This window comes from Paenibacillus sp. J22R232 (assembly GCF_056269165.1).
In genome coordinates this window covers 38,333-57,601 of sequence record NZ_JBWDNK010000015.1, presented here as the reverse complement: position 1 = coordinate 57,601, position 19,269 = coordinate 38,333, and the positions used below count along the sequence as shown (strand labels likewise).

Genomic DNA, 19,269 nt, shown 5'->3' with positions numbered 1-19,269 from the left:
GAGGACGCCAGTCTCAGTCGAATGGTCGGGTAACCGATTAGTTAGGCAAGCAGCCGGAACATATGCGCAACAGGCGCCTTGCCAGCGTACTCGCTTGGCGGCAGCTTAACGATCAGGCCAGCCTCCGTTTGTTCAAACCGCAGGCTTTCATCTGTACCGACCAAGCTAACGCTTCTAATAGGCTCGGTATATGGTATTACGACATGCTCCAGAACCGTCGTATCCTCGGAAGGGTACAAATAAGCGGCGAATACGCTGTCCTCCTTGCGGGTGAAAGCAAAGCCGCCGGTAAAGTAAGGGGCACATATTCTCGTGCCGTACACAGCGTCACCATAGGTTTTCATCCATCCGCCCAATTCCTTGATCGTTGCAATCGCTCCTTCCGGAAGCCTTCCGTCCGGCTGCGGGCCGACATTGAGCGCAAGATTCCCGCCTTTGGCAACGACCTCCATCAAGATATGGACCACCTTGCGCAAGGATTTGTACTTGTCCTCATATCGGAACGAGAATGAGGTGCCGAGCGTGATGCAGCTCTCCCAAGGCACGTTCATCGGCCCGTCCGGAATCGTCTGCTCCGGTGTTACGATATTCTCGTAGGGGCCGCCGACCGTGCGGTCTGCCGACAGCAGCCACGGCTGCGTTTCGCGCGCGCGATCGACCAATTCCCCCAAGCGAATATCCTGCGACACTCTGCCGCCATCCCTTACCCAGCCGGCATCGAGCCACAGCACGTCAATGCGTCCATACTTAGTCAACAGCTCCATCATTTGCTCATGCGTGAACTGCACGAACTTCTCCCATAGCCACGGATATTGCTTCGGATCATACGAGGGACCGCGCCAAGTATGCGTACCCCGCTCCATGCCCGGCGCCCAATAATATGGCGTGTGCCAATCGGCCTTGGAGAAGTAAGCCGAGATAGCTAGCCCCTTATTCCGGAAGGCATCGAATACATGCTTGCATATATCGGCGTACTTATGCGTGTGGAACGGCGTTTCGAGCCCGGTACTCCGGTAATCCGTCGTATGGGTGTCCCACATGCAGAAGCCGTCATGATGCTTTGTCGTAAAGGTCAAATATTTGAAGCCGCCTTCTGCGGCTAGCTCTGCCCATGCCTCCGGCTGCAGCCGAACGGGATTAAACGTTTTGTTTAGCCTAAAATATTGTCTTTTCAGCTCCTCGCTGTCCACGCCCCAATCGATGCCGTCACGGGACCAATCTCCGTCCTCGTCGCTAAGCGCCCATGATTCCACGAGACCCAGCTGCGAATAAGGTCCCCAATGCATCATAATGCCGAGCTTCTGATCCTTGAACCATTCCAGACGCTCCAGAATAAGCGGATTGTCCGGCTTGACCCACTCTTCCTCCGCGCTGAAGTTATGTACGCCGTTTTCCACCTCTGCTGTTTCCAATGCCGCTTCGTCCATAACGCTTTCCTCGTGCTGCTGTATTTGCCCATTGCTCATTTGCCTGCTCCTCCTCTATGCTCATATGTCTTTGTTTGCCGAGCCAATGACTGCTGCTCTGATTTCCTTCATGTATAATACAAAAGCCGCAGCGCCCGCAATTGCCATCTTTCCAACAAAATCACCTTTTTCGTTAAGCCTTTGTAAAGCTGCCTGCTGTAAAGTACGCCATTTTCGAAAAGATTGCTTTTTTCGGAAAAGCGCCGCAGAATACCGGTTTTCCGCAAAAAAAAGGCGCGCTTTGCGTAACAAAGTGCAGCCTTTTCTTCGATTCCACCCGATACCCGCGGAATGGATATCGCCTTATTCTCTTTAATCATACGTTCTCTGTCTTGGCAAGCTTGCCTTAATCACTCGCATCATAGATGGAAAAGGAACGAATATGGGGCGTGCCCACGCTCTCAAGAATCGTTAGGCGGATATGCGAGGTGCGAACAGGCAAAGGAAGCGAATCAATCTTCTTATGGCCGATCGCACTGCCTCTCGCGATTACCGTCCACTCGCCGCCGCTTTCCGCTTCCACCCTATAACGCCTAACCCTTTCCCCCCGCTCGATTTGCTCCATCAGAACGATGCGATGGATATCCGCCTCCTGTTCCAAGCGGATCGACACCGAATGGCCACCGCTGCTCTCCGCAAGAGGTGTTCCATATCTTCGCTTGATTTCGTCGCCCAGCTCCAACAGCCGCTTGACCTCCGCATCGGGAATCAAGCCCCTGTCGTCAGGCGCTGCGTTTAGCAGCAGCATCGCGCCATGGCCGACGGATTTTTCATATATATCGATGAGCTCCTCCAATGAACGGAGCGGCGTCTTGTCGTTCGGGTGCCAAAACCAATGATTGCCTCGGATCGGAACGGGGCATTCAGCCGGTACCCAATCCGGAGTTTCTGGCAGCCATGCCGTCATATCATTCGTGAACATGCTGACTCGCGCCGCATCCGCCGTATTCCAGCAAGGATATGGAGCGACTCCGTCCTCGTTGCCTACCCAGCGTGCGGTCGGCGCTCCCATATTGAATACGATGGCATTAGGCTGGTGCTTCCTCACGAGGTCCATAATACGCGGCCAATCGTACTGCCTGCCTTCAGAGCCCGCGCCATCGAACCACAATTCAACGAGCGGACCGTAACCTGTGAGCAGCTCCGTTAGCTGCTCGCAGTAAACCTCGTCATAGGCTGCTTCATCCGGATAACGCGGATCATGCCGATCCCAAGGCGATAAGTAAATGCCGAAGCCCAGCCCCTCTTCCCGGCAAGCATCCGCGCATTCACGGACGACATCCCCTTCCCCGTTCCTCCATGGGCTGGATTGGACGGAGTATGCGGTCGTCCTCGTCGGCCATAAGCAAAAGCCGTCATGATGCTTCGCAGTAAGCATCACATAGCGAAATCCGGCTTGCTTAGCCGTCTTTGCCCACTGCCTGGCATCCAGTTCCGTCGGATGGAACGCCTCAGGGCTGTCCTTGCCTTCTCCCCATTCGTGATTGCAAAAGGTGTTCAATCCAAAGTGACAAAACATGCCCAGCTCATAGTCCTGCCATGCCAGCTGCTGCCGTGTCGGCTTCGCTAAATACGGTTCCGTCATATTTCTCCCTCCATTTATCCGGTATCGGCATAGCCTTGCCTTCAATCCGCAATCGACATGCGCAAGCTTCCGGCACCTTGCAGCTGCCTGCGTTTCTTTGACGATAATCCGTTTTTGAACGTCATTCAATGGGAAATATTCATCCTCTCCCCTTTTTTCAGCTGTTGCTCCCAATAATCGGGCGATAATAGAGAAATATACGTCCTTACTAATTTCTATTCAAAAGCCGCAGGGAGAAAAAGGAGAACTTCCGCCTGTACCGTGGCAAAAAAAAGAGATGCCGAGCGGTCATGTAGACCGCTCGGCATCTCTTCAACAGCATGAATGGTTATTCAGCCATCAAATTGCTCAAACGTAAAATGGTCGTATAAGCCTGCTGGCGTGTGTACGTGCCTTTTGGACTGAAATTGTTGCTGCCCGTACCGTTCATAACGCCAAAAGTAAATACAAAATCAACGCTTGGCTTTGCCCAGCTTGCGATTGCCTTGTTGTCCGCGAATGTCGATGCATCGCCCGTAACGTCAAAGCCGAACACGTCTACTGTATTCGTGAGCATAACAGCCGCTTCTTGCCTTGTGATACTGCCGTAAGGATCAAACTTTCCGTTTCCTTTGCCGTTAACGATTCCCATGAGATTAGCCGCGATGACTTGTTTGATCGTCGTATCCGTGAACGGGTTATCGCTCAAGCTAACTTCATTCTCGTCAAGAATCACATCGATCGTTTTGCCTGTCGTAACCTCAAGCAAATTAACGATGAGCTTCGCGAAGTCCGCGCGCGAAATTTGCTGTTTATAGTAGCTTTGCAGTCCTTCCGGAACGAGGCCGCCCGCAATAGCTGCATCTACCTCTGCTTTGGCCCATGCATCAGGCTGGTCTCCTGCAGCGTTAGCTTTGTCGATTTTGAAAAAATAACTCGTTTGGTCGCCAGTCGTCTCATCAAATATGAACAATTCGTAATACGGCAAGCCGTATTCAAAGGCTACCGTTCCCGTTGTATTGGCAGCAAGGCTGTTCACAAGCTCTTTCTTGCCTTTTATCGTCCAAGGAAGAGACTCGGAAACGAGAATGCCCTTCTCTAGGCTGTAACCTAATACGACTGCGCTTGTCGTTGCTTTCGCCGTAAAGGTAAGCACTGCTTTATCCGGTACGATTGTCGATGTCACTTCCAGATCCTCGTATAGCTCGCCTAGGTCTTCGATCGTGATGACCTCATCCACTTGGCCTAGGCTTTTGGATACCGAGTAGGTATACTTCTCCTTTGCAACTTCTGCTGCCGCAGCCGGCATAATGAATGACAGCGACATCAAACAAACGGCCATCATTACAAATAAAGACTTCTTCGTTCTTTTCATTTGCTTACCTCCGAGAATATGGTATTAATACCTGTATACCATTCTACGGCCCGTCTGGAAATACCTTCATTTTCGACAAAATTCAGTGCTTCCCTCCTATAGCCGCAACGTTGCGCCTTCATTTCATAGTGGCCCTGCTTTGGCTTTTAATCGCTCCCGATCAAAAGGGCAGCCAAACATCATCCAAGATGACGCCGGCTGCCCCTCTATTTGCTTATTGCATACATGCCATATGAGCGTGCATTACCTACAGCTGATGCTGCTGTATAAGATCACGCTTCAGCTCCCACAATGCTTCGCTCAAATTAACCCGGTAGGCCTCCGCATTCAGCTTGCGCAAATATTGCGGCCAAAACCAATCGAATTGTTTGAGATGGTGATCTCTAATTTGCTCCAAGCCCGGCAGCTCGTACGCAAGCTCTCCGTCAATAAAGATCGGTTTTAATAGCGGCAGCGCCTCATAATGCTCAATATATTTGTGAATGTAAGGGTGTATCGGATCAAAGAGCTTAATACGCTCGCCCTTTGCGATATGCTGTTCATCCTTCAGCGCGATATAATCCGCCTCCGCTTTGCCTGTCTCCTTGTTAATGATCCGGTAAAGCGATTTGAAGCCCGGCGTTGACACCTTCTCCGGGTTAGCGGATATTTTGATTACCGGCTCATAGCTGCCGTTTTTCTCGCGCGCAACAAGCTTGTATACGCCTCCGAGCGATGGCTGGTCTGCTGCGGTAATGAGCTTGGTACCCACGCCCCACACATCGATCTTGGCTCCTTGCGACTTCAAATTCGAGATAATGCCCTCATCAAGATCATTGGAAGCCACGATTTGCACATAAGGAAAACCGGCTTCATCCAGCATCTTCCGAGCCATCTGCGATAAATAAGCAAGATCCCCGCTATCAAGGCGGATCGCATTCATTCGCTTTCCTTGCTTCTCTAGCTCCCTTGCGATTTGAATCGCGTTAGGAACGCCGCTTTTGAGCGTATTATAGGTATCTACTAGCAAGGTTACTTGATCTGGCAGCGACTCCGCATACGCACGGAACGCCTCTTCCTCCGAGTCATGGCCCTGCACCCAGGAATGGGCATGGGTTCCTTTGGCCGGTATTCCAAACAGCATCCCCGCGCGCATATTCGAGGTGGCATGGAAGCCTGCTATATAGGAGGCTCTTGCTCCCCAAATGGCAGCATCCGCCTCCTGCGCGCGCCTTGTGCCAAACTCGAGTAAAATATCATTCGCTGCGACTTGCTTGATTCGCGCAGCCTTCGTAGCGATCAATGTTTGATAATTCATCATATTCAGGATTGCCGTCTCCACCAGCTGCGCTTCGAATACGCGTGCCTCCACGCAAAGCAGCGGCTCATTCGCGAATACAAGCGTCCCTTCTTCAACCGCATAAAGATTGCCGGTGAAACGGAAATTTCTTAGCTCCTGAAGAAACGCCTCTTTATAATTTTCCTCTTGCTCACGCAGGTATGTAATTTCTTCTTCCCCGAACGACAGCGCCCGGATATATGATATGATTCTTTCCAGCCCAGCAAAAACAGCGAAACCATTGCCGAAAGGGAGCTTGCGGAAATAGGCTTCAAAAACCGCTTTCTCGTTCAAGCTTCCTTGGAGCCAGTGTGCATACATCATGTTAATTTGATATTTATCGGTATGAAGTGTCAAATTCGTATCGCTCATCCCCATCTCTCCCTTCCCTATTACTCTTTCCAATACCCATTCCTTTCACTCTTGTACCTCTATATAAGAAGAAACGCGTGACGCGTCCTTTAGCGGTGCGGCGCGTTTCATTCCGAGAAATATAGAGAATGGATCGGCTAAGGATATACTTTCCTATATATAAAACAAAAATAGCGCTGTTGAGATCGGATCGCTCCACTCAATAGCGCGAAATCGCTTGCCTACTCGTGCGATTAGGCTTGTTATTTGAACCAGCCCTTTTCCTTGAAGCGGGTAATTGCCTCAATGCGGTTGCTGACGTCAAGTTTGTCTAGAATAACGGAGATGTAGTTGCGCACCGTTCCTGTCGTGATAAACAGCTCACTGGCTATTTCTTTCGTATTTTTGCCATCTGCCACAAGAACAAGCACTTCCTTCTCGCGTTCCGTTAACGGGTTTTCTTGGCCGTAGGCTTCGTCAACCAGCTCAGACGCAAAGATGCGCCGGCCGGCCATGACGCTGCGAATCGAGTCAGCCAGCTCTTCGCTCGGGCTGTCCTTTAGCAAATACCCGCTCACGCCCGCTTTGAGCGCACGTTCAAAATAGCCGGATCTGGCAAAGGTCGTCAGGATGATCACCTTGCAGTCTTCCCCCTTCAGCTCCTCCGCGGCATCAAGCCCTGTTTTGGCAGGCATCTCGATATCCATAATGCAAATATCCGGTTTATGCTGGTGGACAAGGTTGACCGCATCCTCTCCATTGCTTGCTCTTCCGACGACCTTCATGTCCTCTTCCAAATCAAGCAAAGAAGCGAGGGCGCCCAGCAGCATGCGTTGATCCTCGGCGATGACGATTCTAATCATACCCACATTCCCCTCTCTCGCAATTGCATTAGATTTGCTTAATCACATTAGGGATTTTAATAACTAGCGTTGCTCCGGCTTCGTTCACGATATCCAAGCTCCCGTTCACGAATTCCAAGCGCTCCTTCATGCCCTGAAGGCCATGCCCTCCGTAGTTGCGCGCCGACTCCGGAATGCCCACCCCGTTGTCCTTCACCATAAGAAGCAGTTCTGTCCGTGAAGACTCGATCGTTACGGTGCAGGTAGAGGCTTCGCTATGCTTGACTACATTCGTAACAGCTTCCTTCAAGCACATGCTGAGTACGTTCTCGGTTAATAAATCCGTCGTGCCCAGCTTGATATTTCCTTCGAATTCGAATTCGATTTCGGCTGCTTTCAGTATCTGCTTGATCCGAAACATCTCGTCTTCGATCCGCGTGCCCCGCATTTGGGTAACCATTTCCCGAACTTCCTTAAGCGCGGTTCTAGCCGTCTGGCGCACGTCGTTAATTTCCGCCTGCGCCTGAGCGGGATTTTTGAGCATCAGCTTCCCGGCCAAATCGCTTTTCAAGCCAATCAAAGAAAGCTTCTGTCCGAGCGTATCATGCAAATCGCGTGCGATCCGTTGTCTCTCTTCCAGCTTGACGAGCTCCGATATCCGTTTGTTCGCATCCTCAAGCTGTCCTTCCAGCTGGCCCTGCTTGTTTTTGTTGTACGTGTTGAAAGGCAGCAGGATGACGACGATCAAGCTGATGAGAATAAACGGAAACTGCGTGAAAAACAAAGAGTTTTGAGTAGCAAAGCCATAATTGACCGTAATGAACGTGCTGACAATGTGGATCGCGTACAAGGTGAAAAATCCAGCCCTATTCTGAATATTCCCGATAAAAAAGGCTAAGAAAATCGAAAAATAGACGTAGCTGAACAACAAAGTCATCGCAATCGATATGACAATTTGCACACTCGTCCAGAAATACACGAGCCAGCCTTTGGATACAAAGGAGAGCCGGTAGCATATAAAAAACAAAATAATCATAATAATGCCCGATACAGCCTGATAAGGAGTGGATGAGCGGAATATGAAATAGAAAGGCAAAATACAGAATACGACCCACACATACGGGCTTAAGCCAGTATTTTTATGAAAGATCTGATACCATTTGTTCATCGTCGTTCATCCTTTGTGTTAAAGCCGAATCGAGCTGCATGGAGCGAGCATAATACCATTTTATCATATACATCTCAACGCGTATTTATTTTACTTATCGATTTACATGCGAGAAGCCAGCCTGTGAGGGCGTGGCTTCAAGGTCGTCTATAGGGCAATCGTTATTTGAATTTCAAGCTTGGCTGATTCGCTTTCAGCTTATCGGAAGCCGATTGCACCTTCCGAAGGCGATGCTTGATGCCTTTGAAGCTGACGAATTTCTTGTCCGTTTCGTCCCACAAGCGGAATTGCAGCGATTCCAAGCTTTCGCTTATCGTAATCGTCGTTGCTTTATGAAGCGGAGGCGTCGCATTATGCGCTTTCTCCAGATTGTAGTTAGGAACCTTAGGGCTTAAATGGTGGACATGGTGGAAACCGATGTTTCCTGTAATCCATTGCAGCACTTTAGGCAGCTTATAGTATGAGCTTCCGTCAACGGCTGCGTTCACGTAGCTCCATTCATCTTCATGCTCAAAGTAGGAATCCTCGAATTGATGCTGTACATAGAACAGCCAAATGCCCAGCAAGCCTGATACGAAAAATACCGGTCCTTGCACGAGAAGGAAGGACTGCCAGCCAATTGCCCAAATCAAAAGCGCATATAAGCCTACGATTGATGCATTCGTCAAATACGTATTCATGCGTTCCTTGCGCCTAGCGCCTTTTACGTTGAAACGGTATTGGATAAGGAAAACGCCGATTGGGCCAAGTCCGAACATAACGAGCGGATGGCGGTACATCCGGTATGCAAAGCGGCGCATAAACGGCGAAGCCGCGTATTCCTCTACTGTCAGAATCCATAGATCGCCAGTGCCTCGTTTGTCGAGGTTGCTGCTTGTTGCGTGATGGATGGAATGCGAGTTTTTCCACTGTCTATAAGGAACGAGCGTGATGACACCTGTGATTGTCCCAAAAATGTCATTCGCTTTTTTGCTTTTAAAAAATGAGCCGTGACAGCAGTCATGGAAGATGATGAAGGTACGGATGACAAAACCTGATGTAAGCAGCACGAGCGGTGCCGTAAGCCAATACGAAATCGAGAGACTATAGTAAGCAGCATACCAGAGCAGAACCAGGGGCACTAACGTGTTGATAAGCTGTCTGATGCTGGACTTCAAATCCGTTTTTTCAAATGGGGCAACATCTTTCTTCAGGTGAGCATGCTTCAGCTCTGTCATCGCATTCTTCCTCCTCAATATGACGCTTAGGAGTGTCCGTGGCGTCTATCGCAGTATTCTAACTTTATTGTAAAGAAAAGCGTCACGTGCTCACAGTCATAAGTGTCATCCGTTCGTATGACAAATGTCATATAAAACGCTGAAAATCCACCAGATATAGGTATGTGCTCCTACTAAAAAGAAAAAAAGCTATTCAAAAGAGGATCTCGCCTCTTCTGAATAGCTACATGCTGTTTGCGCTTTATTATATAGCCCAGTTTCCTTTACGGAATATCGGAACGACCGTGCCGTCGCTCTTAATGCCGTCGATATCCATGTCCGCTGAACCGATCATGAAATCGTTATGCGTGATGCTTGAATTGACGCCGCTTGCTTCAAGCTCTTCGGGAGACATCGTTTTGCCGCCTTCGATATTAAACGCATAGCCGCTTCCGATTGCAAGGTGATTCGATGCGTTCTCGTCAAACAGCGTATTGTAGAAAAGAATGTTGGACTTCGAAATCGGAGACTCATGCGGCACTAGCGCCACTTCGCCTAGATAGTGCGAGCCCTCGTCGATATCGACCAGCTTCTGCAAAATCTCTTGGCCTTCCTCGGCTTCTACCTTTACGATTCGGCCTTCCTCGAACGTCAGCTTAAAACGGTCGATGATGTTGCCGCCGTAGCTAAGCGGCTTGGTGCTGGATACATAGCCGTTCGCGCCGGTTTTGAGCGGCACCGTGAATACTTCCTCCGTCGGCATATTCGCCATGAACGGGATGTTGCTCACGTTCGTGCTGCCAGCTGCGACCCAGATATGCTTCTCGGGCAATTCGATCGTCAGATCGGTGCCGGGCGCCGTGTAATGCAGTTTTTGAAAATGGTTCTGGTTAAGCGTCTCGCCTTTGCTATGTAGGTTCGCATTGTGCTCTTCCCATGCTTTCACCGGATCGTCCGCATGAAGCCTCACGGATTCAAAGATCGCTGTCCACAGCTTCTCGACTGCTTCATCGCCTGACTCTGGGAATACCTTTGCCGCCCACTCCTTGCCGGCAGCCGCTACAACCGTCCAGCTCACCTTGTCCGATTGGATCGCTCTGCGGAATTCCCTCAACCCTTGGCCGGATGCCTTCTGGAAGCTTGAAATACGGCTCGAATCGATTCCCTTCAGCAGATCGGGGCTTGAAGAAACGATAGAAATAAAGGCTGCTCCGCGTTCTACGAAGGAATTGCGTTTCGCGGTTTCCCACTCGGGAAATCTAGTGAACACGTCCTCGGCTGCCTTCTCGTATTTCAAGCGCGATAAAGAATCGTCCATCCAATCGACGTGTACGTTGCCCGCTCCCGCCTCATACGCTTTTGCGGCTATTAGCCTGACCAAAACGGCCTGATCGACTGCTCCCGTTACGAATACCTCTTGGCCTTGCTGTACGTTAACGCCTATTTTCACAATTAATTGTGCGTAAGTTTCTAAATGATGTTCAAAACCGCTCATAATTTCGCATTCTCCCTTCAATCCTGCCTCTAGGCTCTTCTTGTTGTCCCCTAAATTGTATCGAAAATACAAGCCTACAGTCAAATAAGGGATTACAAGCGTAAACGGCTGAAACCGTCCTCTGGCGGCTAAGCTTACGTTTCGCGTAGAAATATAGAGAAAGCTGGCGAAATCATATGCTTTCCTATATTTTGAATAAAACAAAGACCGCTCCCCTTAATCGGAGAGCGATCTTCGTCAAGCGTATGGGCTGCTATTGAATAGCCGACCATATCAGCTTAGCAATCTCAGCGCGCGTTACCGTTGCTTTCGGAGCGAAGAGGTTGCCGCCTTTCCCCTCCAGAAGTCCGAGTGACTGCGCCACTTCTATCGATGCCCGCGCCCATGGCGAAGCTTTGGCGATATCGCCAAAAGCCTGTCCATTTGGCGACGGTGTTTGTGCGCCATTCAAGCGTTCATATAAACGAACGACGATTGCTGCCGCTTCCTCGCGCGAGATCGTAGCCTGCGGTCGGAAAGCGCCATCGTAGCCTGTCACTAGCCCAAGCTCTGCAGCCTTGGCCACATAACCGGCATAATAGCTGTCGGTGGAAACATCCGAGAACGGACCGGATACGGCCTTGACGTCAAGGTAACCTAATGCTTTCACTGCAATGACAGCAAAGTCCGCGCGTGAAATGGCTTTCCCTGGCGCAAAATGCTCCGCGTCAATGCCGGTAATGGCATGCCTTGCCGCCAATTTGGCAACAAAGGCTTCCGACCAATGGCCAGCCGTGTCCGCAAATGATTTCTTGTATTCAAAAATCGAATACATAGAGAAATGATCGGTTTCGAACGTTACCTTATTTCCCTTGAATGAGCTCGGGACATAGGATGCTTGCCCGTCGTTCAAATAATATACGCCTGCATAATCGAGATCGAGTGCTGCAAGCTCTTCCGCTGAAAGAGTTCTCGTTATTTTAATCGGCTTATTAAAGCTATGGATCATTGACGGGCTTCCTGAGCCATTGCTTGTTCTCAGCTCCAGTGTATAAACAAGCCCCGTTGCTTTAAAGCTCTTTTCTTGACTGGCTGCTCCGCTAACCGCTGTTGCTGTCGCATCCGTCTGCTTCACATTTACGAACCATTCCACAGAATCAGCTGCCGACGCCGCTTCCGGCAGCGCATCTGCCGGAACATCCAGCGTGACCGCGTGCGAAGCGATGCGAAGAGGGTGATTGCCTTGCTGCAAGGCGCGGATTCCTTCTCCGCTCATTACAAGCCCGTTCCCACCGGCTTCATTCGCACCAACTAGTCTCACTTCAATGGCTGCTCCTGCTGCTGCGCCTTCCATTGCCTTTTTGATCACGCTCGCATCAAGCTTATACTCGCCAGCTTTGCTGGCCGTAAGCTCAATCACCCCGTTAGCAGGCGACGACGTTGGTGTCGGCGATGCCGGTGACGTTGGCGTTGTTGGTGTCGGCGTCGGTGACGTTGGCGTTGTTGGCGTCGGTGACGTCGGTGGTGTCGGCGTTGCCTCGACTGCTCCCGTACGGAAGCGCCAAATGTCCGAGCGTCCCGATCCGCCATGCTCATCCTCAGCTAACGCGTACCACTCGTATTCACGGTTCTCGTTTAGCCCGTCCCACAAACTTGAAGCCTCTTGGCCGCTTTCGGCCTGAACCGTGTCCCCAATTTGATTGGCTGTATACACCCGCACCCCGAAATAATCGGTCGCGACACGTTTGTTGGAAGCGCCCAAATCCAAGTCCACGGAAAACTCGTCTTTGCCTGGGAACTCCTTCGGATCGTAGTAATTGTAATCGTCAAGCGTAGGCGAATAGGTTTTCATATGCATCTTGTTGTTCTTCATATCGAATTGCATCAGCCTGATATAGCCCAAACCGCCGTCTTCCGCGCCTTGGTAATCGGCAAGCATCTGGTAGACGTTACGATCCGTTTTGCCGTCTCCGTCATCGTCAATCGCGTCGAGCTTCAGCTCCGCGTCGTGGTAATGACCCGACAAGGTAGCGAATACGTTTTTGTTAGGCAGAACGACACGCTCATACACCTTGTCCGCAATCGGAGCCCGGTTGCCGGATACGAGCAAATATTCGTGGAATGCCAGAATTGCTTTCCGGTTCGGATATTGCTTCACGATCTTGTCCATCCAATCGATCTCGGTATCGCCAAGGCCCCAGCCCATATAGACGATAATGAAGTCGTTGCCCCCGGCGGATACGAGATCATAATGGCCCATATTGTTCTGGTAAGAGCCGCCAAAGGTAGGCTGATCCTTGAAGCGATCCTCGCCGAACCATTTCCAATAGTCCACATAGGAGCCCTTCTGATGGTCAACGTCATGATTGCCTGCTAATACGCCGTATGGAATCTTGGCATCATCAAGCACCTTCATGTTTTTGTCCGCTTCTTCCCACTGGTACACCTTATCCGATTCATCTACGATATCCCCGGTATGAATCACGTATTTAATTTTGTTTTCATCCATGTGATCCCGAATCCAGGCAACGTTATCGCGATAATATTGGAAATACGTTTCGGAGTAATACTGCGTGTCCGACATCCACACGAAAGAGAAGTCGTAAGGATCATCCGATTCCTGGACCTGATCCTGCACCATCACTTGGATGCTGTTCCCGTCACGGTACTGGCCGGCTGCCACCTCGGCGCGAAGCTCGAAATCCGCATTCCCCGCCACGGTCGTGTCGAGCATTTCCCATTTCTTCGCGTCCGGATTCCACGCATAAAGGCTGACCAAGCGGCCTTCCAGCGATTTCCCGGTCCAGTTGATTGCGACGAAATCCGTATCCTTTACCGACGGATCAAGCGTAATCGCGAAACGCTGATAAGGAAATTGCTCCGTCGAATCGTCTATCTTATATTGACCGTCAATCTGGCCAATGGCCGAGTAATCTTCTACGGTAAACGCCTTTTCTCCCGCAGGAGCCATTTCCTTCGGAGGCTCTACGTCCGCTGCGTTGCTGTAGGCATTGAAGCCTGCTTTGGCATTCGCATCATATTTGAAGCCCTGGAAAAACGTTACCTTCATGCTGTCTCCCAGCGGATCCTTCACCTTGACCGATAGCTTAACGGAACCGCCAAGATCGGCAGCATCCTGAGCAGGGGCTACCAGCTCCGGACCAAGCGGGTTCTCGTCCGGCACCGTGAAATGAATCTCTGCTTCTGCCTGATTGCCCGCCATATCCGCTGCTTCGACCTTAAAGCTGTGCGAGCCCGGCTTAAGCTTCGCCGACGAGGTCGCATACGGCAGTGTGATCGACACGCCGTCAAGCAGCGCATGGGATGACTTCACTCCGGCAATCGGATCGCTTATGGCTGCATCGATGACGAAGCTGCCTCGATAATCCTTTCCTTCTTCGAGGGAAGGATTAATGACAGGCGCGGTATTATCAACCTTCACCTTGCGGGTAATCGTCCCTAGCGTTCCATGGCTTAACGTGACCGTGTGCTCGCCATCCGCCATTTCCTTCGTTTGCCATACGTATGCTTTGGAACTCAGCTTCTCGCTTGGAATCGCCAATTTGAAATCAATGAACTCATGTTTGCCCGCACTGTCGCCCATCTTGAGCGAAGTCGATTTATTCGCGAACGCGGGGTCATAAATTTCCGTACCGTCGGCAAGCACCAGCCGTACGTTGCGCACCTCGAAATCATCCTTATTCTCCTCTGGACGGTCATCGAATGGCCCGGATTTGGAGCCTGCATAGATAGAAAGGATATTCTCGCCCTGCTTCAGACGGTCGGCCGAGATCGGAACCGTGAGCGTTGACCAAGTCGGAATCGGATCAAGGAAGGTATTCAATATCTCCGTTCCCTGAACGACCGCATTTTTGAAATAATAATTGACGCCTTGAACCTCGAAGGCAAAATAAGCATCGCGTTCAACCGCATTGTATGTGCCCGCTGTTAAAGGCTCCCCGTCTATGGAGAGCGTAAGCTCATCGGCTGCAGCCGTTTCGCTCGTTCCTCGCAAAATTTTGGTGCCTGCCAAAACCTCGTCGTCCGCTGCGTTAAGACGAAGCTCCGAGCGGTCAGCGCCTCCAAGAATCGCAACCTGCTTCGGCTGCGTCGTCACCGTATTGGTCCCGTCGGAAACCTCGTAATAGTACGTGATATGCTTCCGGCCAATCAGTTCCGGCGAGAACAGCGTATGATGATATAAGCTGTCATCGTAGCTTTTCGTCAAATAGATCGGTGTATATTCGCTCTGGATGTCGGATTTATAATACAGGAGCACCGTTTTAACCAACTGGTCATCCTTCGCGTCAACCGCAATTGCCAGGCTTTTGGATTGATCGATTTCCGAGCTCCCCGTCAAGTCCGCAATGGTTGGCGGTGTAAGATCGGCAATGATATGCACCGGTACCGCTGGCGCTTGTCCTTGCGCAAGGCTGCCCGGTGTAGCTGCGCTCCTGCCAGGGCTGTACTTAATCATCGAAGTCGTGCCGTCCGCTGGATACGTATAGAAAATACCCTTGTCCGGTTTCGTCTCTTCGTCATTATCGTAATAGGCCGCGGTAACCTCGATGCCGCTGTTCGTCGATATGACCATCGCGCGTTTGCCGGCGTTAGCCATGCCGTCGCTGTAAAGCTTGAACAAATTCACGCCTTCCACAAGCTGCGTCCCGCCATAGTTCGCATTGAAATTGGCTGCGGTTGCCGCCGTATTGCCGCTGTTAATAACCCAGAACACGACCGTCCCGCCCGCTGGAATAACCGCATCCTCTTTGGAGGAAGGCCAGATCACGTCTGCCGACGGACCCGAATCGGTGTACCGATAACGGATTTTATAGTCCTTCAGCTGGATAGGCTGATCGGTATTGTTATACACCTCGGCGAATTCGTAGCCGTCGCCGCCATTCAAATTCGTGGAATCCGGCACAAGCTCGGTTAATAGCAGCACCGGCGCTTTCTGCGGATCGAATTTCTCGAGGTAGACCGTTACCGGATATTCTCCCGAACGAATCGAATGGGACCCGTCGCTCGCCTCGATATAATAAACCATTGTTGCGTCCGTAATCGCTGCATCCGGAACGAGAGCCTTGAAGCTGCCGTTAGAATAAACAAGAGGTGCAGCCGTGAAGGCAAGCTGAGGCGCCGTCTTGTAATAGATCGTCGCTTGAACCGCTGACGGCTTCTCATCCGTAATAGCTGCCGTTACCTCGATGCCGCCGCTAGCCTTTGCGTAGCTTGTCCCTGTTACGGCTGGCGCGTCATCCGGCATTTCCGGCAAGGTTACCGTTTGGGCAGGCACCTGCGAAGACTCGGTAGTTCCAGGCGTAGCAGCAAGCGTTCCAGGCGAATCCTGCATACGCATATTTTTGCCGCCATCGATCGGATATGCATAGAAAATGCCTTTGTCCGGCACGGTTTGCGCATCATTTTGATAGGATGCAATAGAGAGATCAAGACCATTGCCGTCCTTGATCACCAAATCCCTGGCCGAACCATTGGCCATGCCGTCGTAGGCTCTTGTGCGGAACAGGTTATCGTTCAGTACAAGAGAGGTGCCGAACAGCGTATTGAAATCATCCGCCGTATAGCTGCCGTTCAAGCTCGTCTGAATCCACAGCACGATCGATTCGCGCGACGGAATGTTTACCTCGCCAGCCGTTTCAAGCGCCCAAGCGACATCGCTGCCTGGACCTTTGTCCGGATAGCGGTAAGCCAGGCTGTAATCGTTGAACCGGATCGTTTTGTCCGTATTGTTATACACCTCGATAAACTCAAAGGCATCGCTGCTTTGGCCTAGCACGTTCGTGCTATCAGGCAGCAGCTCCGTAATGAAGAGAGGCGGAACCTTGCTGAAATCAAAGCTGTCCGTACGCACGACAACCTCGTACAAAAGCGTCTTTGCCGTTTCAAGGCCGTCCGACGCTTCGATGTAATAACTTAAAGGGGAAACGGTCAGCTGCTCTTTCGGAATCACCGCTTGAAAGCTGCCGTTTGATTCCGTCATCGGCAGTACCGTGAAGGCTATATCTGCCCCCTTCTTGTAATACACGCTTGCCGTGACTGTTTTCCCTGATGACTGGGAGATGCCGGCAGCAACCGTCAGATCCTCTTCGAAGGAGGCGTTCGTCAGCGGCGTGTGCGTAATAACGGGAGGCAAGCTTGGCTCACCCGGCACTTGAGCCGGATCGATTACGCCAGGCGTTGCCGCCTTGGTGCCCGCTCCCGGCATCATCGCCATATTCGGCGTTCCATCTACGGGATAGGAATAATGAATGCCCATATTTTCTTTTGTCTGGTCGTCGTTCTGGTAGGAAGCGATCGAAATGACGTTATCGCTCTTATCCTTGATGATCAAGTCTCTCGGCGCGCTGTTGTGCAAGCCGCCTTCGGTTTTAACTTCGAACAAATGAACGCCATCCTCCAAGGCGGAGCCGTAATTGGCGTTGAACTGGCTGACCGTAAGGGCCGGATTCAGCTCATAGATCGGCTTCCCCTTCACCCACAACACGATTGGCTTATGGGCTGGAATGATGACTTCTTGATCCGTTGACAGCGTCCACGGTATATTTTGCTCAACGTTAGAGGCGTTGTAATAGTGGTACACCAGCTTGTATTGGTTGAAATCAATCGGCTCATCCGTATTGTTGTATACCTCGATGAACTCATACGCATCGGAGCCACTCGCATTTTTGGAGTCGGGCACGAGCTCTGTGATCATTAATGCCGGCAGAGCAGCAGCTGCTCCCGTGTTCGATGGATTTATGGCGCCATCATCCGCAAAGCCCTGCTGGGCTACGGCTCCGAATAGCATGGTCATTAAGGTTACGGTGGAAACCCACTTGCGCAACGGTCTGAATTTGACTTTCACTTGACTAACACGCTCCCATATTTCGTTTGCTTTCTTTAATCATGGACGTATCTCTCGTACGCTTGCCCGTAAATGTGCATATATTCACGGACGCCCATCGCATCCAAAGTGGATAGATAGCTGTCCCACTCCGCAAATGGTACGCTGCCATTAATGAATTTCAGCTCCATATCGTTAATATAGGCTTCCAAATCGGCACCGACCGTTAACATGAACAGCTCCTCATCCTTCGTGAAGCTGAATTTCCCCCAAACTTCCGCAACCGCATCCGGCCTTGCCTTCTCCGCTGCCATTAGCGAACCCTTCATCGATTCCGATCCTCTAAAATAAGACTGGCGCACAAATCCGGGATAGCTGCCTCCAAGCCAAGTCACATAGGGCATCAACGCTTGATCCATCGTTAGCCCGTCAGGATTATCCGTAATAAAAGGCAAAAATCGGGGCTGTCCCTCTTCGTCCTTGGCATAGGTTACGCCCTCCTCGCCCATAAAGAAGAGGGAGGCTCCCTCCTCGCCAAAGAAATAATCCATCCAGCGTACGGTAGCTTCGGGATATCGGTTTGCGCTCGTCACGGCGAAAGCGCCTTGATGAACGAGAGGTACCTTCATTTGCGTATAAAGGTGATCCCCGTATGGTCCCTGAAGCGCGCCGAGGCCGATATATTCGTCCCTGCCCATAACGGCTGCGGGGTTAGGCACGATCATTGCGCCTAATAGGCCTTCATTCCCTTTCGCATTCAGCGCGTTCTCTTTAATCGAGAAAATGTCCCTGTCCAATAATCCGTCTTTTTTTAATCCATGGATATATTGCAGCATCTCTTTGTATCCGGGCAAAGCTTTCGTAAACCGCAGCTGCTGCGTAAGGGGATCTACGTCAACGAACTTATGTCCTAAGCCGCGATTGCCCATTCCCCAAGCTCCCTTTAGCTGATTGATCAGCGTACCGACCCCAACTCCGCTATAAGGGATTTCATCCTGTTTTCCGTTGCCGTTCAAGTCAGCCCCTTTAACCGCGAGCAGGTAAGACCGGAATTGCTCCGTCGTTTGAGGCTCCGCCATGTCGAGCTTGTCCAGCCATTGCTTGTTCACCCAAAGCGGCGTACCGATCTGCATCGATAAAAAGCTAGGATCGTAGAAGGACGGAAACGAATAGATATGCCCATCCGGCATGGCAAGTCCTTTGCGCAGCATCGGATACTTTTCCAGCAGCGCTTTAAAGTTAGGCGCGTAGTCGTCAATTAGATCATCGAGCGGGATGAGTACGCCTCGCTTTCCGTATGCGGCAAGCTCCTCCGGCGTTAGCCGCGCAGAGTAGAAGCCATCCGGAAGGTTGTCGCCCTCCAGCGACAGCGCCCGTTTCTCCGTCAGCACGTCGAAGGGGACAAGCTCGAACCGAATATTCATATTCGTAAGCTTGGCGTATGTCTTCCACACGAGAATATCCTCGAACGGCTCTCCGTTATTCGGCGCTTTGCCCGTAAAAAACGTAAGCGAAATCGGTTCGCTCACAATCGGCATGCCCGGCTGCCCTTCGGCATGCTCCGTATCGCCTGTCGCAGGGCCGTCCTTGGCATTGCAGCTGGCCAGCAGCACTGTCATTAAAATGCATGCGGCCGCTGCATATTTATAAGCTCGTTTCATCTGTTGTTAT

Annotated in this window: 11 protein-coding genes; all 11 read right to left on the bottom strand. The window is 51.1% G+C overall.

Annotated elements, in window-relative coordinates:
* Positions 1 to 41: 41 nt before the first annotated feature.
* On the bottom strand, positions 42 to 1,427 hold the full coding sequence (locus AC0YN3_RS27660) for an alpha-L-fucosidase (protein WP_475778188.1): 1,386 nt from the start codon (positions 1,425 to 1,427) through the stop codon (positions 42 to 44).
* A gap of 60 nt (positions 1,428 to 1,487) precedes the next feature.
* The gene (locus AC0YN3_RS27655) at positions 1,488 to 1,718 is read right to left on the bottom strand and encodes a hypothetical protein (RefSeq protein WP_475778128.1); all 231 of its coding nucleotides are present in this window, start codon (positions 1,716 to 1,718) and stop codon (positions 1,488 to 1,490) included.
* Positions 1,719 to 1,812: 94 nt separating this feature from the next.
* Positions 1,813 to 3,051, bottom strand: coding sequence for an alpha-L-fucosidase (locus AC0YN3_RS27650; RefSeq protein WP_475778187.1), 1,239 nt, complete (start codon positions 3,049 to 3,051; stop codon positions 1,813 to 1,815).
* Between the two features lie 328 nt (positions 3,052 to 3,379).
* A complete protein-coding gene (locus AC0YN3_RS27645; protein ID WP_475778127.1) occupies positions 3,380 to 4,405 on the bottom strand; it encodes an S-layer homology domain-containing protein in 1,026 nt (341 codons plus the stop codon).
* A gap of 247 nt (positions 4,406 to 4,652) precedes the next feature.
* Entirely contained in the window at positions 4,653 to 6,095 is a 1,443-nt protein-coding gene (locus AC0YN3_RS27640) for a nicotinate phosphoribosyltransferase (RefSeq protein WP_475778126.1), read from the bottom strand.
* Positions 6,096 to 6,337: 242 nt separating this feature from the next.
* Positions 6,338 to 6,937, bottom strand: a complete 600-nt coding sequence (locus tag AC0YN3_RS27635; protein WP_183562236.1) for a response regulator transcription factor — start codon at positions 6,935 to 6,937, stop codon at positions 6,338 to 6,340.
* 28 nt (positions 6,938 to 6,965) lie between these two features.
* Positions 6,966 to 8,084 carry a sensor histidine kinase gene (locus tag AC0YN3_RS27630; protein WP_475778125.1) on the bottom strand — a complete coding sequence of 373 codons (1,119 nt, stop codon included), beginning with the start codon at positions 8,082 to 8,084 and terminating at the stop codon, positions 6,966 to 6,968.
* A gap of 161 nt (positions 8,085 to 8,245) precedes the next feature.
* The gene (desA, locus tag AC0YN3_RS27625) at positions 8,246 to 9,301 is read right to left on the bottom strand and encodes a Delta(5) desaturase DesA (protein ID WP_475778124.1); all 1,056 of its coding nucleotides are present in this window, start codon (positions 9,299 to 9,301) and stop codon (positions 8,246 to 8,248) included.
* Between the two features lie 244 nt (positions 9,302 to 9,545).
* Complete coding sequence (locus tag AC0YN3_RS27620) at positions 9,546 to 10,775, bottom strand: aminopeptidase (RefSeq protein ID WP_475778186.1); 1,230 nt, start codon at positions 10,773 to 10,775, stop codon at positions 9,546 to 9,548.
* Positions 10,776 to 11,028: 253 nt separating this feature from the next.
* Positions 11,029 to 17,619: an S-layer homology domain-containing protein gene (locus AC0YN3_RS27615; protein ID WP_475778123.1), complete on the bottom strand. Its 6,591-nt coding sequence runs from the start codon at positions 17,617 to 17,619 to the stop codon at positions 11,029 to 11,031.
* Positions 17,620 to 17,654: 35 nt separating this feature from the next.
* Positions 17,655 to 19,259: an extracellular solute-binding protein gene (locus AC0YN3_RS27610; protein ID WP_475778122.1), complete on the bottom strand. Its 1,605-nt coding sequence runs from the start codon at positions 19,257 to 19,259 to the stop codon at positions 17,655 to 17,657.
* Positions 19,260 to 19,269 lie beyond the last annotated feature (10 nt).